The sequence below is a fragment of the Variovorax frigidus genome, assembly GCF_051216515.1.
Lineage (GTDB): Bacteria > Pseudomonadota > Gammaproteobacteria > Burkholderiales > Burkholderiaceae_C > Variovorax.
Genome location: NZ_JBPJZF010000003.1, coordinates 585,167 through 607,185, shown reverse-complemented (window position 1 = coordinate 607,185; position 22,019 = coordinate 585,167). Strand labels below are relative to the sequence as shown.

24 protein-coding genes are annotated in these 22,019 nt (G+C 68.2%); 4 read left to right on the top strand and 20 right to left on the bottom strand.

Translation table 11 applies throughout. The features are described 5' to 3' along the window. Positions 1 to 43 precede the first annotated feature (43 nt). On the bottom strand, positions 44 to 1,045 hold the full coding sequence (locus tag ACSFBC_RS12190; protein ID WP_435510580.1) for a LysR family transcriptional regulator: 1,002 nt from the start codon (positions 1,043 to 1,045) through the stop codon (positions 44 to 46). 40 nt (positions 1,046 to 1,085) lie between these two features. Further along, positions 1,086 to 1,895: an N-formylglutamate deformylase gene (hutG, locus tag ACSFBC_RS12185; RefSeq protein WP_435510579.1), complete on the bottom strand. Its 810-nt coding sequence runs from the start codon at positions 1,893 to 1,895 to the stop codon at positions 1,086 to 1,088. A gap of 173 nt (positions 1,896 to 2,068) precedes the next feature. On the opposite strand from hutG, the gene ACSFBC_RS12180 reads away from it, so the two are divergent. Both ACSFBC_RS12180 and ACSFBC_RS12175 read left to right on the top strand, forming a co-directional pair. Then, entirely contained in the window at positions 2,069 to 3,253 is a 1,185-nt protein-coding gene (locus ACSFBC_RS12180; protein ID WP_435510578.1) for an NAD(P)/FAD-dependent oxidoreductase, read from the top strand. Between the two features lie 6 nt (positions 3,254 to 3,259). Beyond that, on the top strand, positions 3,260 to 3,847 hold the full coding sequence (locus ACSFBC_RS12175; RefSeq protein ID WP_435510577.1) for a HutD/Ves family protein: 588 nt from the start codon (positions 3,260 to 3,262) through the stop codon (positions 3,845 to 3,847). Positions 3,848 to 3,869: 22 nt separating this feature from the next. Here ACSFBC_RS12175 and ACSFBC_RS12170 read toward each other — a convergent pair whose 3' ends face one another. From ACSFBC_RS12170 to ACSFBC_RS12115, 12 genes are all read right to left on the bottom strand, one after another. Next, positions 3,870 to 4,106: a DUF7661 family protein gene (locus ACSFBC_RS12170; protein WP_435510576.1), complete on the bottom strand. Its 237-nt coding sequence runs from the start codon at positions 4,104 to 4,106 to the stop codon at positions 3,870 to 3,872. A gap of 5 nt (positions 4,107 to 4,111) precedes the next feature. Beyond that, positions 4,112 to 5,008 carry a lipid A hydroxylase LpxO gene (gene lpxO, locus ACSFBC_RS12165; protein ID WP_435510575.1) on the bottom strand — a complete coding sequence of 299 codons (897 nt, stop codon included), beginning with the start codon at positions 5,006 to 5,008 and terminating at the stop codon, positions 4,112 to 4,114. Between the two features lie 218 nt (positions 5,009 to 5,226). Then, positions 5,227 to 5,847 carry a cysteine dioxygenase family protein gene (locus ACSFBC_RS12160; RefSeq protein ID WP_435510574.1) on the bottom strand — a complete coding sequence of 207 codons (621 nt, stop codon included), beginning with the start codon at positions 5,845 to 5,847 and terminating at the stop codon, positions 5,227 to 5,229. A gap of 204 nt (positions 5,848 to 6,051) precedes the next feature. Further along, a complete protein-coding gene (locus tag ACSFBC_RS12155; RefSeq protein ID WP_435510573.1) occupies positions 6,052 to 6,597 on the bottom strand; it encodes a nuclear transport factor 2 family protein in 546 nt (181 codons plus the stop codon). Then, positions 6,594 to 6,980, bottom strand: coding sequence for a VOC family protein (locus ACSFBC_RS12150; protein ID WP_435510572.1), 387 nt, complete (start codon positions 6,978 to 6,980; stop codon positions 6,594 to 6,596). The genes ACSFBC_RS12155 and ACSFBC_RS12150 overlap by 4 nt, the downstream gene beginning before the upstream one ends. Next, positions 6,977 to 7,735, bottom strand: a complete 759-nt coding sequence (locus ACSFBC_RS12145; RefSeq protein ID WP_435510571.1) for an SDR family NAD(P)-dependent oxidoreductase — start codon at positions 7,733 to 7,735, stop codon at positions 6,977 to 6,979. The genes ACSFBC_RS12150 and ACSFBC_RS12145 overlap by 4 nt, the downstream gene beginning before the upstream one ends. Beyond that, entirely contained in the window at positions 7,732 to 9,876 is a 2,145-nt protein-coding gene (locus ACSFBC_RS12140; protein ID WP_435510570.1) for an acetate--CoA ligase family protein, read from the bottom strand. The genes ACSFBC_RS12145 and ACSFBC_RS12140 overlap by 4 nt, the downstream gene beginning before the upstream one ends. Position 9,877: 1 nt before the next feature. Beyond that, entirely contained in the window at positions 9,878 to 10,639 is a 762-nt protein-coding gene (locus ACSFBC_RS12135) for an enoyl-CoA hydratase/isomerase family protein (protein WP_435510569.1), read from the bottom strand. Continuing rightward, the gene (locus ACSFBC_RS12130) at positions 10,636 to 11,748 is read right to left on the bottom strand and encodes an acyl-CoA dehydrogenase family protein (RefSeq protein WP_435510568.1); all 1,113 of its coding nucleotides are present in this window, start codon (positions 11,746 to 11,748) and stop codon (positions 10,636 to 10,638) included. Before ACSFBC_RS12130 ends, ACSFBC_RS12135 begins: the two co-directional genes overlap by 4 nt. 3 nt (positions 11,749 to 11,751) lie before the next feature. Further along, complete coding sequence (locus tag ACSFBC_RS12125; protein ID WP_435510567.1) at positions 11,752 to 12,912, bottom strand: acyl-CoA dehydrogenase family protein; 1,161 nt, start codon at positions 12,910 to 12,912, stop codon at positions 11,752 to 11,754. Positions 12,913 to 12,940: 28 nt separating this feature from the next. Then, positions 12,941 to 13,879, bottom strand: a complete 939-nt coding sequence (locus ACSFBC_RS12120) for a flavin reductase (protein WP_435510566.1) — start codon at positions 13,877 to 13,879, stop codon at positions 12,941 to 12,943. A 22-nt stretch (positions 13,880 to 13,901) separates the two neighbouring features. Next, complete coding sequence (locus ACSFBC_RS12115; RefSeq protein ID WP_435510565.1) at positions 13,902 to 14,993, bottom strand: LLM class flavin-dependent oxidoreductase; 1,092 nt, start codon at positions 14,991 to 14,993, stop codon at positions 13,902 to 13,904. 102 nt (positions 14,994 to 15,095) lie between these two features. On the opposite strand from ACSFBC_RS12115, the gene ACSFBC_RS12110 reads away from it, so the two are divergent. Next, positions 15,096 to 16,004, top strand: a complete 909-nt coding sequence (locus ACSFBC_RS12110) for a LysR family transcriptional regulator (protein WP_435510564.1) — start codon at positions 15,096 to 15,098, stop codon at positions 16,002 to 16,004. 131 nt (positions 16,005 to 16,135) lie between these two features. On the opposite strand, the gene ACSFBC_RS12105 is transcribed toward ACSFBC_RS12110, so the two are convergent. Beyond that, positions 16,136 to 16,975 carry an SMP-30/gluconolactonase/LRE family protein gene (locus ACSFBC_RS12105; RefSeq protein WP_435510563.1) on the bottom strand — a complete coding sequence of 280 codons (840 nt, stop codon included), beginning with the start codon at positions 16,973 to 16,975 and terminating at the stop codon, positions 16,136 to 16,138. 179 nt (positions 16,976 to 17,154) lie between these two features. On the opposite strand from ACSFBC_RS12105, the gene ACSFBC_RS12100 reads away from it, so the two are divergent. Further along, the gene (locus ACSFBC_RS12100; protein ID WP_435510562.1) at positions 17,155 to 18,117 is read left to right on the top strand and encodes a Bug family tripartite tricarboxylate transporter substrate binding protein; all 963 of its coding nucleotides are present in this window, start codon (positions 17,155 to 17,157) and stop codon (positions 18,115 to 18,117) included. A 91-nt stretch (positions 18,118 to 18,208) separates the two neighbouring features. Here ACSFBC_RS12100 and ACSFBC_RS12095 read toward each other — a convergent pair whose 3' ends face one another. From ACSFBC_RS12095 to ACSFBC_RS12075, 5 genes are all read right to left on the bottom strand, one after another. Beyond that, positions 18,209 to 19,402 (bottom strand): CaiB/BaiF CoA transferase family protein, encoded by a 1,194-nt coding sequence (locus ACSFBC_RS12095; protein WP_435510561.1) that lies wholly within the window; start codon positions 19,400 to 19,402, stop codon positions 18,209 to 18,211. A gap of 96 nt (positions 19,403 to 19,498) precedes the next feature. Then, positions 19,499 to 20,257: an SDR family NAD(P)-dependent oxidoreductase gene (locus ACSFBC_RS12090; protein ID WP_435510560.1), complete on the bottom strand. Its 759-nt coding sequence runs from the start codon at positions 20,255 to 20,257 to the stop codon at positions 19,499 to 19,501. Further along, positions 20,257 to 21,228 carry a Bug family tripartite tricarboxylate transporter substrate binding protein gene (locus ACSFBC_RS12085; protein ID WP_435510559.1) on the bottom strand — a complete coding sequence of 324 codons (972 nt, stop codon included), beginning with the start codon at positions 21,226 to 21,228 and terminating at the stop codon, positions 20,257 to 20,259. The genes ACSFBC_RS12090 and ACSFBC_RS12085 overlap by 1 nt, the downstream gene beginning before the upstream one ends. 177 nt (positions 21,229 to 21,405) lie before the next feature. Next, complete coding sequence (locus tag ACSFBC_RS12080; RefSeq protein WP_435510558.1) at positions 21,406 to 21,561, bottom strand: hypothetical protein; 156 nt, start codon at positions 21,559 to 21,561, stop codon at positions 21,406 to 21,408. Positions 21,562 to 21,636: 75 nt separating this feature from the next. Then, positions 21,637 to 21,807, bottom strand: coding sequence for a hypothetical protein (locus ACSFBC_RS12075; RefSeq protein WP_435510557.1), 171 nt, complete (start codon positions 21,805 to 21,807; stop codon positions 21,637 to 21,639). Positions 21,808 to 22,019: the final 212 nt, after the last annotated feature.

Below are 22,019 nucleotides of genomic sequence, written 5' to 3'. Positions count from 1 at the left end.
AAGACCCGCCGATGCAATGCTTAAGACCCGGAAGACCCGGCGCTCAGTCGCCGCTCTCGGAAGCGACCAGCGCCTCTTCGTCCAGCCCCAGCGCAAGCGCGATGTCCTGCGACAGCTGGCGCCGCACCGCGATCCGGATCAGGTCGCGCACCTCCGTCGGCAAGGTGCCCATCTCGCCCTGCCGATAGGCCAGATAGAAGGTCCGGCTCACGTCGACATAGGGGCGGCCGTGCCGCGTGAAGGCCGACATCGGCACGACGCGCACATCGGGCAGGAACTGCCGCGACTGCCAGAGGCACAGCGGCGTGGTCAGCGCAAAGCCCATGTCGTTGGCGACCAGGCTGATCAGCGGGTCGGTGGTGTCGAATTCGTAGGTGCGCTCGAGCACGTCGCCGCAGCGCTGCAGGTAGTCGTCGACCTGCTGGCCGATCACCGAGCGGGCGCTGTAGCGGATGAACTTGAGCTGCCGCTCGATCTCGGTCAGCGAGCCCAGCGGGCCGACATCGAACTTGGCGGGCAGGACTGCGTAGAACTTTTCGGAGAACAGCGATGCACGTGCGATGCCGGCCGCGCCGTGCAGGCTGGTGGTCACGGCCAAGTCCAGCTGGCGGCCTTCGATGGAAGCATCGAGCGTGGGCGTGATGCCGGACCAGAGCCGGATCTGGTGCGAGGAGCCGGCCAGGCCCTTGATCAGCAGCGGCCCGACCGTGGCCGCGAAGGAATCGACGCAGCCGATGCGCACGGTCATGCGCTTGGCACGGCTCAGGCCGCGAACGCTCTCGACCAGCTGGTCGGCCTGCGTCAGCAGTTCCTTCGCGTGCTCGAACAGCCGTTGCCCGGCGGCAGTAGGTTGCGCGGGGCGCGTGGTGCGGTCCAGCAGCGCGGTGTCGAAGAAGGTCTCGAGTTGCTTGATGCGCTGCGAAACCGCCGCCTGCGAGATGTCGAGCAGCGTGGCGGCGTCGGACACGCTGCCCGACTCGATGACCGCGATCCAGCTCACCAGCAGGTCCAGATCGGGCAGACCCTTCTTGCTGTTGGGATTCATGCGATCGATTACAGCACACGCCTCCAGCGGTCCTCGCGTCCTACGCGTCGCGGGTGGCGAGTTGCAGCATGGCCGCGCCCAGCATTCTTTTCAGCAGCGGCTGGACTCGCGCCGCGAGGTCCGCGCGGTACTCGAACGGCGCCTCCTCGTTCATGTAGACGGACTGGCACATCTCCAGCTGGATCGCATGCACGCCCGACGCCGGCTGCCCGTAGGCGCGGGTGATGTAGCCGCCCTTGAAGCGGCCGTTGACCACATGCGTGAACGCCCCGCCACTGTCGGCCACCGGTCGCATGGCCGCCGCCAGGATGTCGTCGGCGCAGGCCGCGCCGTCGTTGGTGCCCATGTTCAGGTCGGGCAGCTTGCCCTCGAACAGCCGCGGCAGCACGCTGGCGATCGAATGCGCCTCCCACAGCAGCACCTGGCCATGCAGCGCGCGCAGCCGGTCCAGTTCCGCCCGCAGGGCATTGTGGTAGGGCTGCCAATAGGTGACGCGGCGCCGCTCGATCTCGGCCGGGTCTGGCGCACGGCCCGCGCGATAGAGCGGTTCGCCGCGGAAGCTCTCGGTGGGACACAGGCCGGTGGTGGTCTGGCCCGGGTACAGGCTCTCGCCGCCGGGCGGCCGGTTCAGGTCGATGACGTAGCGCGAGACCTGGGCGCCCAGCACCGAGGCGCCCATGGCGCGGGCGAAGCCGTAGAGCGTGTCCAGATGCCAGTCGGTGTCCCGCACGGCCAGCGCTTCGGGCGCCAGGCTGCCGCGCACTTCGTCCGGCAGCGCGATGCCCAGGTGCGGGATGGAGATCAGCAGCGGCACGTCGCCCTGCACGAGGTTGAAAACGGTCGAAGTCATGGGAGAAGAAAGTGATGCGAGCGGCAGTGGCCGATCCTGGCCGGCGCCCGCGGCCGATGCCATAGCTCAAGCGGCGCTGATGCTGAAAATCAGTTTCCGGAATGTCCAGCGGGAACGCGAGGGTCGGCTCTTAGGCTTGCGCCCATCCGTTTTTATCTTGTCAGGACTGTGGAATGAAAACCTATGACGCGATCGTGATCGGCGCGGGTGTGATCGGCACCTCGGTCGCCTATCACCTCGCACGCCTCGGCTGCACGAACGTTCTGGTGCTGGACCGCACGCAGATCGGCGCCGGAACGACTTCGCAATCCAGCGGCATCCTGCGCACGCACTACTCGGTGATCGAGAACGTGCGGCTGGCCCAGGCCTCGTGGCGCATCTTCAATGATTTCTCCAATTACCTGCAGGACGACGAAGCGTCGGCCGGCCTGGTGAAATCGGGCTACCTGATCGCGGCGCCCGAGGGCGCCAAGCTCTCGCCGCTGCGCGCCGCGCTGGAAGCCCAACGCGCCCAGGGCATCCAGGTCGACCTGCTGGATGCGCACCAGGCCGCGAGCCTGCTGCCCATCGCCCGCTTCGACGATGCCGCCCTGATCGGCTACGAGCCCGAGGCCGGCTTCGCGGACGCCTACCTGGTGGCCACGAGCTTCGCCCGCGCGGCGCGCCGCCTGGGCGTGAAGATCAAGGAAGGCGTGGAGGTCCACAAGCTCCTCGTCGAGAACGGCCGCGTGGCCGGCGTCGAGACCTCGGAAGGCCGCTTCGACGCACAGACCGTGATCAGCGTGCAGAACATCTGGTCCACGGACATCGAACGCTGGACCGGCATCTCGAGCCCGGTCAAGGCCGAGCGCCATGCGGTGCTGGCCCTCGAAGGACCGGAGGCCTACACCTTCAAGATGCCGGTCTACAAGGACCTGGGCTCGCCGGGCATGCTGTACTGCCGCAGCTACGGCGGCAACCAGATGCTGGTCAGCGAAGGCATCGTCGGCGAGACGCTCGACAAGCCGGACAACGAGCAAGGCGACATCAGCATGGACTACGTGGTCGAGGTCGGCGAGCAGGTGGCCGAACGCTTCCCGAGCTTCGAGACGGCTGGTGTCGCCTCGTCGTGGACCGGCGTGTACGACGTGACGCCCGACTGGAATCCGGTGCTCGGACGCCTGCCGGACCTGCCCGGCCTGGTGGTCGGCTACGGCTTCTCGGGCCACGGCTTCAAGCTGTCGCCGGCCGTGGGCCTGGTGCTCGCGCAATCGGCGCTGGGCCTGAAGACCGAGGTCGACATCGAGCCCTATGCGCTCGAGCGCTTCCGCACCGGCGGCCTGCTCACCGGCAAGTACGGCCTGGGCGCGGTGTCCTGAGGCGGGATGCGCCGCTTCGCGCTCGACGCGCTGCCGGTCGCGCCCTGGCGCAACGGCGGCGGTGAAACCCGCGAGATCGACCAGGGCTGCCTCGGCCGCGCGCCGGCCGAGGCGGCGGGGCCCGACGGCTGGGATTGGCGCCTCAGCGTCGCCTCCATCGCCGGCGACGGCGCGTTCTCGACCTTTGCCGGCGTCGACCGCACTGCCGTGCTGGTGGACGGCGCGGTCACGCTGAGGTCCGACACCCAGGTCCTGTCGTGGACGACAGCGGGTGACCTGCAGACCTTCGCGGGTGAAACAGCCTTCAGCGCGCGGCTCGCACAAAGGCCCGCGCGCTTCTTCAACGTGATGACGCGGCGCGCGAACGCGCACGCCGAGGTGGTCGTGCACCGCGCGGATGTCTCCATCGCACCTTCGGCAGGCGTGCCGCTGTGCCTGCTGGTGCTGCAAGGGGGTTTTCAGGTCGTCACGCCTTCGGACTTGCAGCCGCTTGATGCGGACCAGGGCCTGCTGGCCTCTCCGCACGAAGCGGTGCAGGTCGCGCGCCTCGGCCCCGCCGGCTGCATCGTGGCGGTACGGGTCCACCCCAGCTAGCGGGACGAAGCCGCGGCCTCGCTCAGACCCTGCCGTCGTCGGGCAGGACTTCCACGACGTCGCCGTTGGTGGGCGTCGCGTCCTCGTGGTAGACGTCGTAGAGGTACTGCGCGAGTTCCTCGCGCGTGACTTCGGGCGGCACGGCGAGCTCGACGCTGCGCCGCTTGCCTTCGCTCCCCAGCAGGTAGCAGTGCCAACGCTCGCCCACGCGTTCGATGGCCATGCGGCGCCCGAACACGTCGAAGCGGTAGGTCGCCATCGCGCTCAATAGAAGATCCAGAGGGCCAGGCCGCCGAAGATCGTCCACTTCACCAGGTAGTAGGCGCGGCGGTCCCAGGCCTTGAGGCGCTTGCCGATCACGCGGACCTGATAGATGTACTTGAAGGCGCGGTTGATGCCGCCCGTCTTGTCGCCTGCCTCGTTGGGCGAGCTGGCGGCGGCCAGCACGTTCTTCGCGAACCAGCGGTTCACCGCCATGGCCCAGCGGTACTTCATCGGTCGCTCGATGTCGCAGAACAGGATCACGCGGTCGTGGTCGGTGGTGTTCTCGGCGTAGTGGATGTAGGTCTCGTCGAACACCACGGCCTCGCCGTCGCGCCAGTGGTAGCGCTGGCCGTCGACGTCGATGTAGCAGCCTTCGACGCCCGGCGTCCACAGGCCCAGGTGGTAGCGCAGCGAGCCCGCGAAGGGGTCGCGGTGGCGCACCAGCCGGCTGCCAGGCGGCAGTTCGGCGAACATCGCGGCCTTGACCGTGCCCAGGCCCTTGAGCAGTTCGGTCGTGCGCGGGCACAGCACCGCGGCCGAGGGATGCGCCTCGTCGTACCACTTGAGGTAGAAGCGCTTCCAGCCGCTCTTGAAGAAGGAGTTGAAACCCACGTCGTTGAACTGGCTCGAGGCCTTGATGGCGCCGCCGTTGCGCATCGCCAGCGCCTCTTCGCGGATGATTTCCCAGTTCTGCTCGAGCACCCGCATCTCGGGAAATTCCGCCGGCGACAGGTAGGGCGTGCTCGGCACCTTGGAGAACATGTACATGAACACGTTCAGCGGCGCCAGGAAGCTCGAGTGGTCGGACAGCTGGCGCAGGAAGCGATGCCGGACCTGCCCCCGGAAATGGACATAGAGTGCGCTGAGCACAAAGATGGCGAGGACGATCCACTTCACGGCAAGTCTCCAGAGATACGAGGCGGTATTTTCGTTCAGTCCGGAAACAGCCGTCGGCACACCGCGATGCGGGCAGGGGCGAACGGCATCGCCTAGGGACCACCCCGCAGTATCGGCCAAGCGCCAGGATCCTGCTTCAGCAAGTCTTCAGGGACAGCGGGCGGGCGACCTCGCTGCGCGATGCGATGGTGCTGCGCGACGTGGCCGGGAGCGCCGACTCAGCTGGCGCGGACCTCGGCGGAACGATCCCAGAGGTTCGGCAGCACGGTGTTCGAGTAGCCCGAGACGAAGGGCTTGCGCCCACCCTCGGCCAGGTAGATGTGGCGCCGCACGCCGCCGATGTTGGCGCCGTAGACATGGATGCTCACCGACACGCGGTCGTCGTACACGTTGCGCACGCGGTGCACGTCGCCGATGCGCGGCGACACGGCCTCGACGTCGCCCGGCATGAGCCGGATCGCCTCGCCCTGTGCCACCACGCGGCCCTCGCGCTCGGCATAGCCCTGGCTTTCCTCGGCGCCGCGCAGCATGCCGATCAGTCCCCAGACCGTGTGGTCGTGCACCGGCGTTGCCTGGCCCGGACCCCAGACGAAGCTCACGACCGAGAAGCGCTCGGTCGAGTCGGCGTGCAGCAGCAGTTGCTGGTAGTGCACCGGATGCGGCTGCGCGAAGGCCTCGGGCAGCCAGTCGTCGCGCGACACCAGCGTGCGCAGCAGCGCGCCGCCTTCCTGCAGGATGCGCGGCTCGTCGGGGCCGGAGTCGAGCAGGTGGCCGAAGGCGACGACGAAGTCGCGCAACGGGGCGATGGCAGGGGGCGGGGCTGCAACGGTGGTGTTCATGGGCTTCTTTTCTGAGACAACGGCTGCCGCGCCCACGGCAAGGTGCGGGCTGCGGCGACGCCGCCGGGCATCCATCATCCGATCATGACGGCGCGGCGCGCAAGCGGCCACCGGTCGCTTGGAAGCAATGCGCAGGTCGATATGCACTCCGCGACCTTGGACGATCGGGGGGTGGAGTAGGAGCAGGTCTTGGGCGGCTGGCGCTCAGGCCGCACGCACCTGTCGCAGCAGCGCATAGAGCGCATCGTGGGGCGCGGGCCCGCCCACGGGTTGACGGGGGCCAAACAGGGCCGCATCGTCCTGCGTCAGCTCGGGTCGGACGCGTTCCTCGATCCAGTCGTAGACGACGATGCGCGCGGCCACACGCCAGACACCGCAGCGACGCTCGAAACGATCCAGGTAGCGCCCGCAGAGAAAGGTCTCGCGCTCCGGTTGCGCAGCCGTGGCCTGCAACGCGAAGAAGCTGCTCTCCACCGCCGCCGCATCGCCGTGCAGTTCGATCAGCACGTTGGTGATCTGGTGGATGCGGCGCCCGCCCTGCCGCAGCTTGGGCAAGGCCTGCGCGATGAAGCCGGCGGCACTGCCGTTCCAGGCGCCATGGCAGTCGGTGGCGTCTTCCCAGTAGGCCGAGCGCAAGGCGGCCTCGTCGACGCGGTCGATGCCGCGGCAATAGCGGTAGAGGCAGTCACGGATCGCTTCGCGGTCCAGCAACGATTGCAGGTCGGCCGGGCCCGGCGCCTCGGCGCTCATGCCGAAGCGGGTGCCGGTGCCGCGCGACGGAACAGCTGCACCAGGTTGCCTTCGGGATCGCGCAGCGACAGCACAGCGCCGTGGCTGCCCATGTCGCGCAAACCCAGCACCTGTCCGCCGGCCGCGGCGATGCGCTCCTGTGCGCCCTCGAAGTCCTCCACTTCCAGCACCATCACCAGGCCGCCCGTCGCGGGCGCAGCCTCTTCGGCGCAGGCCAGCGCCACGTTGGTGTTCCCCACGCCGTACTGGATCCACCGGTCGCCATCGCGGAATTTCAACGGCAGGCCCAGCGCGCCTTCATAGAAGGCATGCAGGCTGGCCGGCTCGCGCGCGACGACGAACACGCTCTGCACGCGCTTGGGCGGGGTCGTGGCACCACTCACAGCGAGGTCTCCGAGGCGCCGCCGTCCAGGCGCAGCACGTCCGCGTTGAAGAAGCGGGACGCATCGCTGGCCAGGAAGCAGATGGCATCGGCGATGTCTTCCACCGTGCCCAGCCGACCGAGCGGCGTGCGGCCGATGCGCTTGGCATCGAGCTCGAGGTTGCGATGCTTGGCCGTACCCTCGGTCGGCACCGCGCCGGGCGCCACCGCATTCACGCGGATGTTGCGCGCGCCCAGGTCGGCCGCCGAAGCGCGGGTGATGCCCAGCACGCCGGCCTTGATGCCGCTGTAGACCACCGAGCGCATCGGCGACTTGAAGGCCGCGATGGAGGCCACGTTGATGATCGAGCCGCCGCGCTCCGGGTCCATGGCCTCGGCCGCGGCCTGGATGCCCCAGATCACCGACTTGAAGCCGATCTCCACCATGCGGTCCATGACCTCCGGCGTGATCTCGGCCAGCGGCTGGTAGCGCACCCAGGCGGCGTTGTTCACCATGACGTCCAGTCGGCCCGCATCGCGCGTGAACTGCGCCACGGCCTCGCGCATGCCCTCGCGCGTCGACACGTCGCAGGGCAGCCCGATCGCCTGCCCGCCGAGCGCGCGGATCTCGGCCACGGCCTCCTCCACGAACGCGGGCTTCAGGTCGTTGATGCCGACGGTGGCGCCCAGGCGCGCCATGGCGCGGGCGGTGGCGCGGCCGATGCCGTGGCCCGCACCGCTGATGAAGGCCGTGCGGCCGGTGAGGGACATGTTCATGGCTTGGCTTTCTCGGCGTGTGGCACGGGCACCAGCAGGGCATCCAGCGCATAGGCGCCGCGCCCGTGGTCCAGCACCATCAGGGGGTTGATATCGATCTCGGAGACGCTCTGGGCGTGGCGCACGGCGAAGCGCGACAAGGCCACGATGGCCTGCGCCGCGGCCTGCACGTCGGCCTTGGGCCGGACGCGCGCGCCGTCGAGCAAGGGGAAGGCCTTGAGCGAACGCAGCATGGCGATGGCCTGCGCTTCATCGACCGGTGCGGGCTGCAGTGCCACGTCCTGCAGGATCTCGGCAAAGATGCCGCCCAGCCCGACCATCACCATCGGGCCGAACACCGGGTCTTTCGTGCTGCCCAGGATCAGCTCGACGCCGCCCTCCACCATCTGCGCCACGAGCACACCGGTGAGGCGCGCCTGCGGTGCCTTCAGCGCCACGCGCGCGAGCAGCATGTCGTATTCCTCGGCCAGCTGCGCTTCGGAACGCACGCCGACGAAGACGCCGCCGACCTCGGTCTTGTGCGCGATGTCGGGCGAAACGATCTTGAGCACCAGCGGGAAGCCGAGCCGGCGGCCTGCGGCGAGCGCCTCGTCACGGCTGGCGGCGATCACTTCCAGCGGCACGGGCAGGCCCGCCTCGGCCAGCACGCCCTTGGCACTGGCTTCGGTGGCGAAGGCCTCGGCCGCCAGCGGTGCGCGTTCGATGCCGGCGGCAGCGGCCGGTGCCGCGGCACGCGCCGCGGCACGCGCGCCGAAGCGCATCAGCGCCGCCAGCGTCGCGCAGGCGGCATCGATCCCCTCCACCATCGGAAAGCCCATTTCGGTGAGCTGGGCACGCACCTCCTGCGGGGCGCGTGCGCACAGCAGGATCAGGCGCGAAGGGTGGTCCTTGCGCACCTGCGCCAGCGCGCCGAGGAAGACGTCGCGCAGCCGAGGCACATGGAAGGCGTTGGCCGATTGCAGGATCAGCGCGTCGCAGCTGTCGTCCCGCGCCACGGCATCGAGCACCTGGGCCAGCACTTCGGGGCGGCTCGAGACCTGCGCGGTCATGTCCACCGGATTCGACGGCGCCGCGAAGGGCACGATCGACAGGATGCGCTGCTGCGTCCCGGCGCTCAGCTTGGGCAGGGCGAGGCCCTGCGCGCTGGCCGCATCGGCCAGCAGCACCCCGAATCCCCCCGAGGCCGTCAGCACTGCCACGCGATGGCCCGTGGGCAGGCCCGCCGGCCCGACCACCGACAGCGCATGGCCGACCTCGAGCAACTGCTCGATGCTGGGCACGCGAATCGCGCCGCCCTCGCGCAGCACCGCATCGAACACCGCGTCCGAGCCCGCCAGCGCGCCGGTGTGCGAGGCCGCGGCCTCGCTGCCGGCCTCGGACACGCCCACCTTGAGCACCACCAGCGGCTTGCCGGCTTCGCGTGCCATGGCCATCGCCTGCCGCAGCTTCGCACCGTCGCGGCAGGTCTCCATGCAGCACAGGATCACCGCGGTGCCGGGGTCCATCGCCAACGATGCGATGGCATCGGCGATGTCGACGTCGCATTCGTTGCCCGTGGTCAGCATGCGGCTGATGCCCAGGCCACGCTCGCCTGCCAGGCGCAGCGTGAAGCTTCCCAGGTTGCCGCTCTGCGAGACGATGCCCACGGCGCCGGCTTCGGGGAAGGACGCTTCCAGCGCCACCGAGAAGGTGGCGATGCTCTTGTCGGGCACGCCGATCGCGCCCAGGCAGTTGGGGCCGACGATGCGCATGCCGCTGGCCCGCGCGACGTCGCCGATCTGCAGCTGCAGCCGGCCGCCCTCCTCGCCCAACTCGGAGAAACCGGCGGACAGGATGACCGCCGCCTTCACGCCGCGTCGCGCGCAATCCTGCACCGCCTCGAGCACGCCGGCGGGCGGCACCGCGATCACGGCCAGCTCGGGCGCCTCGGGCAGGTCCGCCAGGGCGGCATAAGCCTCCAGCGATTGCACCAATCCGGCCTTGCGGTTGATCGGGTAGATGCTGCCCGCGTAGCCGTATTTCTGCAGAAACTGCAGCGGCCGGCCGCCGATCTTGGTGACGTCGTCCGATGCGCCGAAGATGGCGATCGAGCGCGGCTTGAACAGCGCGTCCAGCCCGCGCCCCACGTCCATGACCTGCATCTCAGCGCCCCTTGTAGACGGGTTGGCGCTTCTCGAGGAAGGCCATGCGGGCTTCCTGCGCGTCCTCGGTCTTGGCCAGCGCCATCGTGATGTTCTGCTCGAAGCGGTAGCCGTCGCGTTGCGGCATCAGGTCCATCATGTTGGCCGCCTGCTTGGCGTGCGCGATGGCCAGCGGCGCCTTCGACGCGATCTCCTGCGCGATCTCCATCGCCAGCGGCATCAGCTGCTCGGCGGGCACCACCTCGTCGAGCACGCCGCGGCGGTACAGCTCGGCGGCGCGCACCTTCATGCCGGTGAAGAACATGCGGCGCGTGAACGAGCGGCCGACCATGGTCCGCAGCATCGACACACCGCCGGCCAGCCCGACGTTGATCTCCGGCATCGCGAAGGTCGCGTCCTCGCTGGCGAGGAAGATGTCGCACGCGGCCATGAGACCGAAGCCTGCCCCCAGCGCGGGGCCGTTGACGGCCGCGATCACGGGCTTGGTGCATTCGCGGATCGCGTTGCCGGTCTCGCGCGTCCAGCGGTTGTGGTCGAGGAAGTCGCCCGCCTTCTCGGGATCGGGACGGTCCTTGAGGTCGGCGCCCGAACAGAAGAACTTGCCGGTGCCGGTGAGGATGGCCACGCGCACGTCGGTGCGTTCGGAGATCTCGTCGAAGATCTCGATCAGGCGACGCCGCGTCGCGCGGGCCAGGGCATTGACCGGCGGCTTGTCGAGCCGGACGACGGCGATGCCGTCGGAAACTTCCAGATGGATGCTCATCGCACACTCCCGGTTGGGTTGGCAGAAAGGGAAACGGATTCGACGACCGGCTGCTGCGCGAGCAGGTGCGCGACATGCAGCAGGCGGTCGCCGTAGCGGAACTCGGAGGCGATCAGGCGCTGGGCGGTGCGGGTGGCCAGCACCTCCTCGCTCACGCCCATGCCGCCGTGCATCTGGATCGCCGATTCGGCGCAGGCGCGCGCCGATTCGGCGAGCGATACCTTGGCCAGGCGCAAGGTGCGGCGCAGGTCGGCCGCGTCCTGCGCGTAGGCGTGGAAGCAGTGGATCACCAGGCCCTTGGCGCCCAGGTACTTCACGTACATGTCGGCCACACGATGGCGCAGCACCTGGAAGCTCGAGAGCGCCACGCCGAACTGGCGCCGCTCCTTGAGGTGGGTGACGGTCTCGCGGATCAGCGTGGCCAGCGCGGCCACAGTGTCGGCGGCGGTCAGCAGCAATGCGGCATCGGTGGCTTTTGCAAGCGCGTCTCGGGCGGCGGTGCCGCGCGCGATGCACGCGCTTTCGGGCACCGCGAGCCGCTCCAGCGAAAAGTCGGCGCCCGTGCGGCCTTCCATGGTCCGGTAGCGTGCCTTCGGCGCACCGATGCGCTCTGCGTCGACCAGGAAGATGGCGTCTTCGCCATCGATCTGCGCTGGCACGAGGTAGTGCGTGGCGGGCAGGCTCAGGTCCACGCCTTGCACTTCGCCGCTCAGTTCGAAGCCGATGTCGAGGTGCCGGGCCGTCACGGCCAGGTGGTCCGGCGTGGCCGACAGGGCCGTCAGCGGCGCGATCTGCGCGCTGCCTTCGGCCACCGCCTCGAGCCAGCGATGGGCCGTCTCGGCACCGGCGGCCTGCAGCAGCAGCGGCACGACGGCACAGGTCTCGACCACCGGGAGTTGCAGGCCGTGCGTGGCCAGTCCCTCGACGATGGAGGCGAGATCGCCCAGGCTGCCGCCGACGCCGCCGGCCTCCTCGGGCACCAGCGTCGCGGTCCAGCCAAGCGTGCGCACGGGGTCGCCCTGGAGGGGCTGTGCGACGTGGTCCTGGGCATAGCGGTCCGCGGACTCGAGCAGCATGCCGGGGAACAGGGACGGAAAAGAAGTGGACATGGATCAGGCTCCCAGCAATTCGTTGGCGACCACGTTGCGCTGCACCTCGGAGGTGCCGCCGGCGATGGTGCGGGCGCGCGTGAACATGTAGTTCTGGATCCAGGTGGCGTCGGGCGCGTCGTCCCCGGCTTCCGCGAGGAAACGATGCGCCGCGTCGGGGCCGACCGCATCGAGGGCAATGGTCGTCAGTCGCTGCGCCACGTCGGCGCAGGTCATCTTGATGACCGAGGCCTGCACGCCCAGCGGGCGCTGGTGGAGCAGGTCGTCGGTGGCCTGCGCCATCATCACGCGGGCACCCTTCACGTCGGCCTCGCACAGCAGCAGCTTGTGGTGCAGGCCGCTGAAGTCGCGCCGCCCCGCGGCCTTGCGCGTCGCGTGCGCGACGAGCTGCGTGACCTGGCGGCGCATGAGTTCGAGCCGCGCGACGTTGGCCGGGGGCAGGCGTTCACGCTCGAGCAGGAACTTGGCGCAGGTCCAGCCCTTGCCGACCTCGCCGACGAGGTTGTCGGCGCGCACGCGCACCTCGTCGAAGAACACCTCGTTGAGGTGATGCCAGCCGTCGATGGTCCGGATCGGGCGCACGGTGATGCCCTTGCTGTCCATCGGCACCAGCAGCAGCGAGATGCCTTCCTGCTTCTTCGCCTCCTTCGAGGTGCGCACCAGCATGTAGATCATGCTGGCCTCGTGGGCATGCGAGGTCCAGATCTTCTGGCCGTTGACGACCCATTCGTCGCCGTCCAGCCGCGCGCTGGTGGCCAGCGAGGCCAGGTCGGAGCCCGAGCCGGGCTCCGAATAGCCCTGGCACCACCAGTCGGCACCGTCGAGGATGCGGGGCAGGAAGCGGGTCTTCTGCGCGGGCGTGCCGAAGCGGATGATCACCGGACCGATGTGGCCGAGGCCATGGTGGTACAGCGGCGGGCAGTCGTTTTCGGCCATCACCTCCTCGAAGATCAGGCGCTGGCGGATATCCCACCCGGTACCGCCCGCCTCGAGCGGCCAGCTCGGTGCGCCCCAGCCTTGCGCGTTCAGTATCTGCTGCCAGGTCTGGTACTCGCGCTTGGTGATCTTCTGACCGGCCGCGACGACGGCGCGGATCTCGCTCGGACAGGCGCTGCGCGCGAACGTCTCCAGTTCGCGCCGGAAGCCGGCGTAGTCGATGGACATCTTGTCTCCTTGTAGGTATCGAAAGGGCTCAGCCCTTGTGGCGCAGCTGCTTGATCAGTTCGTCGAGGGCGGCGGCGGCACCGTCGGGATCGCGCTGGCGCAGGTGGTGGGCCACCTTGCGGCGCAACGGGAACAGGTCGGGTCGTGGGCGCACCGAGAGCACATGCGTCATGCGCTCGCGCAGCACGCTGGTCATGGTCTGCGCCATCAGCGTCAGGGCTTCGTTGTGGCCGGCGGCCGCGATCGAAGCGAAGAAGCCCGTGGCGGAGGCGATGCGCGCCTTGAGCGGCGCATCGTCGGGGTGGGCCTCGATGACGTTCGCCGCCGCGTGCACCGCGTCGAGTTCGGCCTCGGTGGCGCGCTCGCTCGCCAGGCGCAGCAGCGTGCCGTAGAGCGTGCGGTAGGCCTCGTCGATGTCGGCATCGCCCAGCCGGCCCTGCACCACCAGCTTGCGCAGCGACTCGGCCAGCATCATGTAGGCGCCCTTGTAGAACACCAGCGCCTGGTCGGGCGCACCGGCGCTCAGGTGCTTGACCTCGCCGATGAAGACGACGTGGTCACCGGCTTCGTGCGCCGCATGCACGCTGCACTCGAAGCTCACCAGGCAGTCGTCGATCAGCGGCATGCCGAGCGCGCCGGCGCGCCACGCGACGCCCTCGAACTTGTCCTCGATCTTGCTCGAGGCGAAGCGGCCCGACAGTGCATCCTGCTGCTCCGACAGCACGTTGATCGCGAAGCCCTCGGCGGCCTCGAAGGTCTGCAGCAGCCGGCTGGCCTTGCGCAGGCTGAACAGCACCAGCGGCGGTTCCAGCGAGACCGAACTGAACGAATTGCAGGTCAGCCCCGCGGGCTGGCCGTCCGGCGTGGTGGTGGTGATCACGGCCACGCCGGTGGGGAAGCAACCGAGCAGCTGGCGGAACAGCGCGGGCTCGATCGCGGGGCGGAGGCCTTGGGCGACTTCGGACATGGCGTCTCCTGGCGGTGCAGCCTCAGGCGGCGGCGAGTTCGGGCGTGGTCGCGGGCCGGTGCGGCGGATCGTTGGCGATCTCCTGCTGCACCGTCGGGATGATGACCTTGGCCCAGGTCTCGAGCTGGCGCAGCATGGTCGGATGGTCGAAGTCGCCCATCTGCGTCTGGAAGCAGTAGTGCACCGGCTTGAGCGTGCGGATCTCGTTGACCACGCGCTCGATCACGGTGTCGATGTTGCCCACGGGCAGCAGCGCGCGCATCTCGTCCAGGGTCGGCTCGCCCTCCACGATGCCTTCTTCGACCTGGTAGTCGTCGGCGATCTGTGCGGTGCGGCGCTTGAGGCTGACGGCGATGCGGCGCTGGTAGCGGGCGCAGTCGAGGTAGCTTTCGACCTCGGCCTTGTTGTCGCTGGCGTAGGCCGCGCGCAGCAGGCCGACGGGCACGCCGGCCGGGTCCTTGCCCTCGGCCGTGGCCACCTTGTCGATCAGGGCACGGGTGCTGGCCAGCTTCTCGAGGCCGCCGTCGCCGCCCGAGACGAACACATGGTGGCCGGACTTCATGGCGCGCGACAGGAAGGCCGGATCGACGCTGGTGATCCACGTCGGCGGCATCGGACGCTGCACCGCGCGCTGGCTGATCGCGCTCATGGGCTGTTGGTAGAACTCGCCGTCGTAGCTGAACTTCGGGTCCTTCAGGCCGGCCTCGAGCATGTCCAGCATCTCGAAGGTGCGGCCCTTGGCCGATTCCAGCGACACACCGAAGCGCTCGAACTCGAAATGCTGGTAGCCCGAGCCGATGCCCAGGTTCAGCCGGCCGTTGGACAGCTGGTCGACCATGGCCACGTCGGCGATCAAACGCGCGGGTGTGTACAGCGGAGCGACGACAATGCCTGTTCCCAGGCGGATGTTGCGTGTGACTGCCGCGCAGTGCGCGATCATGGTCAGTGGCGAAGAGCACAGGCCGTAGTTGCTGAAGTGATGCTCGGCGTACCACGCGGCACCGAAGCCCAGCTCGTCCGCCAGGCGCGTCTGTTCGACCGCGTCGCGCAGAATCTGGTGGGAGGTCTTATGCTTATTTCGCTGCTGCATCAGAATGAAGATTCCGAAATCCATCGCTGTGACTCCTGGTTGGCTGGTTGTGACTGAGGCCGATCGTAGGAACGCAACCCCCCTTTGGATCGCCAGCGAACGCACAGCTTCTTTGCGTCTTCCGGAATGAAGTCGCTCGACTCCCTGCGGATCTTTGTCGCCACGCAGAAGAAGGGCAGCCTGTCGGCCGCGGCACGCAGCTTCAGCCTGTCGCCGGCCACCATCTCCCGACGCATCAGTGCCCTGGAAGAAGAACTGGGGGTGCAGCTGGTGGACCGCACCAGCCGCAACCTCAAGGTGACCGAGGCGGGCCAGGCCTTCCTCGAGCGGGCCGAGGCGATCCTGGAACTGATGAGCGAGGCCGAGCAGGTCGTGCACAACACACGCGAGCGGCCAGAGGGCCGTCTTCGTGTCCATTCGCGCACGCACATCGGCCTGCGCGTGCTGGCGCCGCTGCTGCCGCGCTTCGCCGAGCGCTATCCCGACATCCGGGTCGAACTCGACCTGTCGGAGCATCCGGTGAACCTGGTCGAGCACGATTTCGACGTCGACATCCGCACCGGCGAGTCGAACGATTCGGGCTTCGTCATCAAGCGGCTGCTGTCGAGCGACGAGGTGCTGGTGGCAAGCCCGGCCTTCCTGAAGAAATACCCGCGCATCAAGCATCCCACCGACCTGCCCCAGGTCCGCTGCCTGACCTACCGGCGCGAGCGCGAGGTCATCACCTGGAAATACATCGACGAGGCCGACGAGCAGCAGGAACTGGTGATCCAGGGCGTGCTCGGCGCCAACAACGGCGAGATCCTGCGGCTGGCCGCGATCGGTGGCATGGGCGTGGCGCTGCTGTCCGATGCCACGGTGCGCAACGACCTGCGAGACGGCACCCTCGTGCGGCTGCTGCCCGAGTACCGCTTTGCGGTCCGGACCTTTTCCAATGGCGTGTTCGCCGTGTTCCGGCAGAGCCGCACGCTGCCGCTGAAGGTGCGCGCCTTCGTGGACTTCATCGCCGACGCCCTCAGGAGCGAGGCGGCATAGGGCCTGTCAACGCTATTTCCGGGGATCGCGTTGGTTGAGCCGGGGGCTGGATGCATGCGCGGGCAACGCCGCAGACGGCCCCTGGCTCAGCCAACCCTTCGGGAAGGCCCCGGAAATAGCGTGAACAGGCCCTAGGCACCGCCGAAGACGTGCGGCAGCCGCCCCGTGGCCGGCAGGCCCTCGATCCGGAACAGCCCGCCATCGTGCGCCAGCCGGCCCTCCAGGCGCGCGCTGCGCGAGATCGTCGTCAGGTACAGGTGCTCCAATCGCGGACCGCCGAAGCAGATGCTCGACGGGTAGCTCGCAGGCAGGGCGATCAAGCGGTCCAATCGGCCGTCGGGTGCATAGCGCGCGAGCCTGGCTGCGCGGGTCAGCACGGTCCAGAAGAAGCCCTGTGAATCGACCGTTGCGCCATCGGGGCCCGACTGGAAGTCGTGCGTCTTCGCGAACACGCGCTTGTTGCGCAGCGGGCCATCGGGGTCGTAGTCGTAGGCCCAGAGGGTCCGTTCCAGGCTGTCGGCCAGGTAGAGCACTCGCCCGTCGGGACTGAAGCACGGGCCGTTGGCGAAGCCGATGTCGTCGGCCAGTTGCTCCACGCTGCCGTCGGTGCGCAGACGGTAGAGGCCGCCCAGGATCGGCTCGCCGGGCTGGCGGTCCATGTGCATCGTGCCGGCGAGGAAGTGGCCCGCGGGATCGCATTTGCCGTCGTTGAAGCGGACCTTCGGATGCGCCACGTCGATGCGCGCCAGGGGCGTCAGCGTGCGCGTGCCGAAGTCGTAGCGCGCGAAGCTGTTGCGCAGCGCCACCACGACCGCGGCGCCATCGCATGGCGCGATCGAGCCCACCGGCGCCGGCAGTACATGCCGCTCGGGCGCCACGTCATCGGGGCCGAGCCGCCAGAGTGTGCCGGCCAGCGCGTCGATCCAGTTGAGCGCCTGTGCGTCCGCATCCCAGCAGGGACTCTCGCCCAATTGGTCCTTTGTCGTTCCGACTCTGATGATCTCCACGCGCATCGGCGCAGTGTGCCGGGCCGCTCGACGCGATGGCGACGCATCCCGCAAAGCTGCTTTTCATTCCTTGCAGATCCGCGCGAAGGACCGCCCCCTAGACTGAATCCAGAGCCCGATCCCGGGCCGGAACAGGAGACAACATGAGCTATCGCAAACTCTTCATCGGGTGGGCACTGGGTGCCTGCGCACTCGCGCCGACCCTGGCCCTTGCCCAGCAGGTGACCCGCATGGTCGTGCCTTTCGCGGCCGGTGGCGGCACCGATCTGTACTGCCGGATCCTGGCCCAGGAGCTCAACAAGCAGGGCCTGAACATCATCGTCGACAACAAGCCCGGCGCCAGCGGGATCATCGCGGCCGACCATGTCGCGCGCTCGAAGCCCGACGGCCTGACGGTGCTGGTGTCGTCGCTCGGCACGCTGGCCAACAACAGCGTGCTCTACGACAAGCTGCCCTACGACCCGTCGAAGGACTTCGCCGCCGTCACGCAGATCGCCTACCAGCCGGCCATCGTCGTTGGGCGGACCGACCTGCCCTACAAGAACATCAAGGAGATGGTCGCCTATGCCAGGCAGCATCCAGGGAAGATCAACCGCGGCTCGCCCGGCGCGGCCATTCTGACCAACCTGGCGCCGATTGCGTTCGAGAAGGAGCAGCAGATCAGCACGCTGCATATCCCCTTCAACGGCGATTCGCCCGCCCTGCAGGCCCTGCTGGGCAACCAGATCGACATCCACGGCACCTCCATCACCGGATCGCTGCCCTACGTGAAGTCGGGCAAGCTGCGCGTGCTGGGCGTGATGGATGCCAAGCGCCTGCCGCAGGTGCCCGACGCCCCCACCTTCAAGGAACAGGGCTTCGACATGGAGGCCACGCTCTGGTATTCGCTGTCGGTGCCCGCCGGCACGCCCCGGCCCGTGATCGACCGCCTGAACAAGGCCGTGAACCAGGTGATCGCCGACCCCGACTTCGTGGCGCGCGCGCGCGCCATCGGCATGGAACCGCGCGGTGGCACACCCGAGGATCTCGACAAGTTCATCAAGGTCGAGGCCGACCGCTGGCTCCCGATCCTGCGCAGCCTGAACCTGCCCAAGCAGTCGCACTGAAGCCGCGCACGCCGTCGCGAAAGCCCGGCGCCACGACTTCAACAGCGGCCGGCGCGACGCGACGCGATCGGTGGATCCGCTGGGGTTTCCTTCATTTGACGATGCTTTTCCGGCTCAGGGTTTCGAGCCGGCCCTCGTCCATGCCGAGCAATTCACGCAACACTTCGGCCGTGTGCTCGCCGAGGTGCGGCGGTGGGTGACGCACTTCCGCACGCTCGCCGTCGATGATGTAGGGCGGCGCGTGGACGGCCTGTGACCCGGCCTCGCTGTCCTCGAACCGGTGCCAGATCTGTGTCTGCGCGGTGCGCTCGGACTGCAGCGCCTCGTACAGCCCCAGCACCTCGCCGCAGGGAATGCCGGCCGCGCTCATGCGTGCGATCAGGTCGGCGCGCGAGAACTGGCGGATCTTTGCAAGCAGGATGGGCAGCAGTTCGTGCCGGTTCTTCGCGCGCTCGGTGTTGGTGGCGAACTTCGAATCGAGCGGAAGTCCGGGGCAGAGGATCACCTCTTCGCAGAAGCGCTTGAACTGGCCGTTGTTGCCGACGGCGATCACCAGCGGCCCGTCGGCCGCTTCGAACACGCCATAGGGCACGATCGACGGATGCGAGTTGCCGAACTTCGCCGGGTCGCCCTGGTTGAGCCAGGCGGTCAACCCGTAGTAGGAGGTGATCATCATCCCGCTGTCGTAGAGCGACATCTGGATGTGGCGGCCCTCGCCGGTGCGCGTGCGCTCGTACAGCACGGCCAGGATGGCCTGGGCCGAGTACATGCCGGTGAACATGTCGACGGCGGCGATGCCGAACTTCAGCGGGCCCTGGCCCTCCTCGCCGTTCATCGCCATCAGGCCGGTTTCGCCCTGGATCACCAGGTCGTAGCCCGGCCGCGCCTTCTCCTGGCTCAGCACCGAATACCCGGTGATCGAGCAGTAGATGATCTCGGGGTTGAGCTGACGCAGGTCCTCGTAGGCGAGGCCCATCTTCTGCACGCCGCCGTACTTGAAGTTCTGGATGACCACATCGCATTGCGCCGCGATCTCGCGCACGAGCGCCTGGCCCTCGGGGTCCTGCAGGTCGATGCAGATGGAGCGCTTGTTCCGGTTGCAGCTGTTGAAATAGGAGGTGTTGTGGCTGCCGATGCGCACGCCCCAGTCTCGCGTGTCGTCGCCGCGCTCGGGATGCTCGACCTTGATCACGTCGGCGCCCAGGTCGGCCAGCGCCATGCCGCACAGCGGGCCCGCCATCACCCTGGACAGGTCGAGCACGCGCACGCCGGCAAGAGGTTGCATGGGAGAGTGGTTCATTCGTCGGTTCTCGGGTGGGGTTTTGGGTTGGGCTCGGCGTCGGCCGGGTCTGCCTGCGAGTGGCCGCGTCGCGGCCGGGGATCAGTTGGCGGTGTAGCCGCCGTCGACCGGCAGGATCGTTCCGGTGATGTAGCGCGCCTGCGCCGACGCGAGAAACACCACGGGGCCCGCGATGTCCATCGGTTCGCCGACGCGGCCCAGCAGCGTGCGCCGCACCATGCGCTCGTAGCGCTCGGCGTCGTCCGCGATGTGGGTCGTCATGGGCGTCATGACCAGTCCTGGCGCCACCGCATTGACGCGCACGCCATGCAGACCGAAGTCGCGCGCCAGGAACTTGGTGAGCTGGCCGACGGCCCCCTTCGAAGCGCCATAGGCCAGATGCGCCGACGTCGCGACCAGCGAAGTGATGGAGGCCACGTTGACGATCGCGCCGCGGGTCTTGTGCAGCCCGTCGGTACAGGCCACCGTGAGGTTGAGCAGGCCCTTGACGTTCACGGCCATCACGTCATCGATATCCTGCGCAAGCGCCTGCGCCTCGAACACCTTGCTGCGCCCGCCCACGCCGGCGTTGTTCACGAGCACGCCCACCGGCCCCCAGGCCGCCTGCAGGTCGGCCACCACGGATGCGCACTGCGCGGCATCACGCACGTCGAGCGCATAGGCGCGCACGCGCTCGGGGCCATGGCCCGTGCGCACGGCCGCTTCGCGGGTGGTCCCCAGGTCGATGTCCGTCAGCGCCACGCGGCAGCCGGCCTCGAGCAAGCGCATCGCGGTGGCGAAACCGATGCCACGGCTCGCGCCGCTGACCACCGCCACGTCGTCGTCGAACAGCGGAGCCATCACTGGCCCTGCTTGGGCAGGTCCAGGCGCTGCAGCAGCGGGATCCAGCGCTCGGTCTCGGCCTTCACGTAGGCCGCCAGCGCTTCGGGCGTGCCGCCGCGCGGCTCCATGCCGATCGCCTGCGAACGCACGACGAAGTCGGGATCGGAGAGCACCTGGTTGACGGCGCGGTTGAGCCTGTCGATGGTGTCCCTGGGTGTGGCGCTCGGCGCGGACAGCGCATACCAGAGCAATGCCTCGATGTCGTAGCCCTGCTCCTTGAAGGTAGGCGCCTCGGGCACCTGCGGCAGGCGCTTGGCGTCCATCACGCCCAGCACGCGCATCTTGCCGGCCTTGATGTGCTGCAGCGGCCCGGTGACGGACGTGCCCTGGATGTCGATCTGGTTGCCCAGCAAGGCCTGCAGGCCGGGCGAGTCGCCATTGAAGGGAATGTGCGTCGTGCGGATGCCGGCCTTGCTCTCGAAGGCCAAGGGCGCAAGGTTGGTCAGGATCGAGGCGCCCGGGGAGCCGCGGTTGATCTTGTCCGGATGGGCCTTGGCATAGGCCACCATTTCCTTGATGTTCCTGTACGGGAGGTCCATGCGGCCCACGATGATCGTGGGCTGGTAGGCGATCTGCGTGACCGGCGCGAAGCTTTTGACGGGGTCGTAGGGCAGCTTGTCGTACATCACGCTGTTGCTGGCCAGGATGCTCAACGAGGACATCAGCAAGGTGGTGCCGTCGGCCTTGGAGCGCGCGACGGTGTCGGCCGCCACGATGCCGCTGGCACCGGGCTTGTTCTCCACGATGGTCTGGGTGCCGCGCTTGCCGAGCTCGGAGGCCAGCAGGCGTGCGTACTGGTCGGTACCGCCGCCGGCCGCGAAGGGCACGACGATGCGAAGGGTTTGCTGAGCCTGCGCCGTGCCGACGGCGAGGACGAGGCCGATGCCGAGGGCTCGCAGAGCGCCGCCGAGGCGCTTCCGGTTTTGCATGGCGATGTCTCCTTGTGGTGTGCAGAAAGCTCACACCAGTCTAGGAGCGCACGCCCCGCGACACGCGTCAAGGCCTGAAAAGGTGCTTTGTAGTTTCTGCTGCCCGACATGCCGATGAGCGCGCGTATCGCCGCCGGCGGCCACGGGCCACGAGAGAGACCTGCGCCTGTTCAGTGCTCAGGGCTTGGCGTCGTCGTCGAGCGCGGCAATGGTCGTCTCGACCTGCTCGGCCATCCTGCGCTCCAGATGGCTCCATCCACGATAGGTGGGCACCAGGGTCAGCCACCCGATACCGATCACACAGAACAATGCCACGAACAATTCGAAATCCATCGCCGTACCTTGAGAAGAAAGCAGCGGTAAGCAGCCATGCATGCACCCGCCGCATGCGGCGACGACCCGGGAAGGTCAGCGCTCATTGAGTCGACGGACCGCGCCCAGGCCCGAGAACCACGCGTCCATGGGTTTGTCATGGGCGCGTTCGCCGAATTCCTTCGGCTTGAAACACAGCAGTTCACCCGGCATGGTGACCGCCTCCAGCAGGACGTAGTGGAACTCGCCCTCTTCCAGTTCATTCACACTGAGTGCCAATCGCCCGGACCCGGTCATATCTGCTCCAAATTCCAATGTAAGAGCGCGTTTTTAAGCGCATCACAGGAACGGCGGGTGGCAGTTTTCCGCGCATTGGGAGAAGGACAGCCTCAAATGTTACTTCGAATACACAATTCGTGACGAATTTGCGCAATTGTCTATCGTGTCTTTTGTTTCGTTTTAGGCCAAAAAGACATCTG

Coding starts and splice junctions, on each gene's coding strand:
- ACSFBC_RS12190 (WP_435510580.1), bottom strand. CDS start 1,045: ATGAATCCCAACAGCAAGAAGGGTCTGCCCGATCTGGACCTGCTGGTG.
- hutG (WP_435510579.1), bottom strand. CDS start 1,895: ATGACTTCGACCGTTTTCAACCTCGTGCAGGGCGACGTGCCGCTGCTG.
- ACSFBC_RS12180 (WP_435510578.1), top strand. CDS start 2,069: ATGAAAACCTATGACGCGATCGTGATCGGCGCGGGTGTGATCGGCACC.
- ACSFBC_RS12175 (WP_435510577.1), top strand. CDS start 3,260: ATGCGCCGCTTCGCGCTCGACGCGCTGCCGGTCGCGCCCTGGCGCAAC.
- ACSFBC_RS12170 (WP_435510576.1), bottom strand. CDS start 4,106: ATGGCGACCTACCGCTTCGACGTGTTCGGGCGCCGCATGGCCATCGAA.
- ACSFBC_RS12160 (WP_435510574.1), bottom strand. CDS start 5,847: ATGAACACCACCGTTGCAGCCCCGCCCCCTGCCATCGCCCCGTTGCGC.
- ACSFBC_RS12155 (WP_435510573.1), bottom strand. CDS start 6,597: ATGAGCGCCGAGGCGCCGGGCCCGGCCGACCTGCAATCGTTGCTGGAC.
- ACSFBC_RS12145 (WP_435510571.1), bottom strand. CDS start 7,735: ATGAACATGTCCCTCACCGGCCGCACGGCCTTCATCAGCGGTGCGGGC.
- ACSFBC_RS12140 (WP_435510570.1), bottom strand. CDS start 9,876: ATGCAGGTCATGGACGTGGGGCGCGGGCTGGACGCGCTGTTCAAGCCG.
- ACSFBC_RS12135 (WP_435510569.1), bottom strand. CDS start 10,639: ATGAGCATCCATCTGGAAGTTTCCGACGGCATCGCCGTCGTCCGGCTC.
- ACSFBC_RS12130 (WP_435510568.1), bottom strand. CDS start 11,748: ATGTCCACTTCTTTTCCGTCCCTGTTCCCCGGCATGCTGCTCGAGTCC.
- ACSFBC_RS12125 (WP_435510567.1), bottom strand. CDS start 12,912: ATGTCCATCGACTACGCCGGCTTCCGGCGCGAACTGGAGACGTTCGCG.
- ACSFBC_RS12120 (WP_435510566.1), bottom strand. CDS start 13,879: ATGTCCGAAGTCGCCCAAGGCCTCCGCCCCGCGATCGAGCCCGCGCTG.
- ACSFBC_RS12115 (WP_435510565.1), bottom strand. CDS start 14,993: ATGGATTTCGGAATCTTCATTCTGATGCAGCAGCGAAATAAGCATAAG.
- ACSFBC_RS12110 (WP_435510564.1), top strand. CDS start 15,096: ATGAAGTCGCTCGACTCCCTGCGGATCTTTGTCGCCACGCAGAAGAAG.
- ACSFBC_RS12100 (WP_435510562.1), top strand. CDS start 17,155: ATGAGCTATCGCAAACTCTTCATCGGGTGGGCACTGGGTGCCTGCGCA.
- ACSFBC_RS12095 (WP_435510561.1), bottom strand. CDS start 19,402: ATGCAACCTCTTGCCGGCGTGCGCGTGCTCGACCTGTCCAGGGTGATG.
- ACSFBC_RS12090 (WP_435510560.1), bottom strand. CDS start 20,257: ATGGCTCCGCTGTTCGACGACGACGTGGCGGTGGTCAGCGGCGCGAGC.
- ACSFBC_RS12085 (WP_435510559.1), bottom strand. CDS start 21,228: ATGCAAAACCGGAAGCGCCTCGGCGGCGCTCTGCGAGCCCTCGGCATC.
- ACSFBC_RS12080 (WP_435510558.1), bottom strand. CDS start 21,561: ATGGATTTCGAATTGTTCGTGGCATTGTTCTGTGTGATCGGTATCGGG.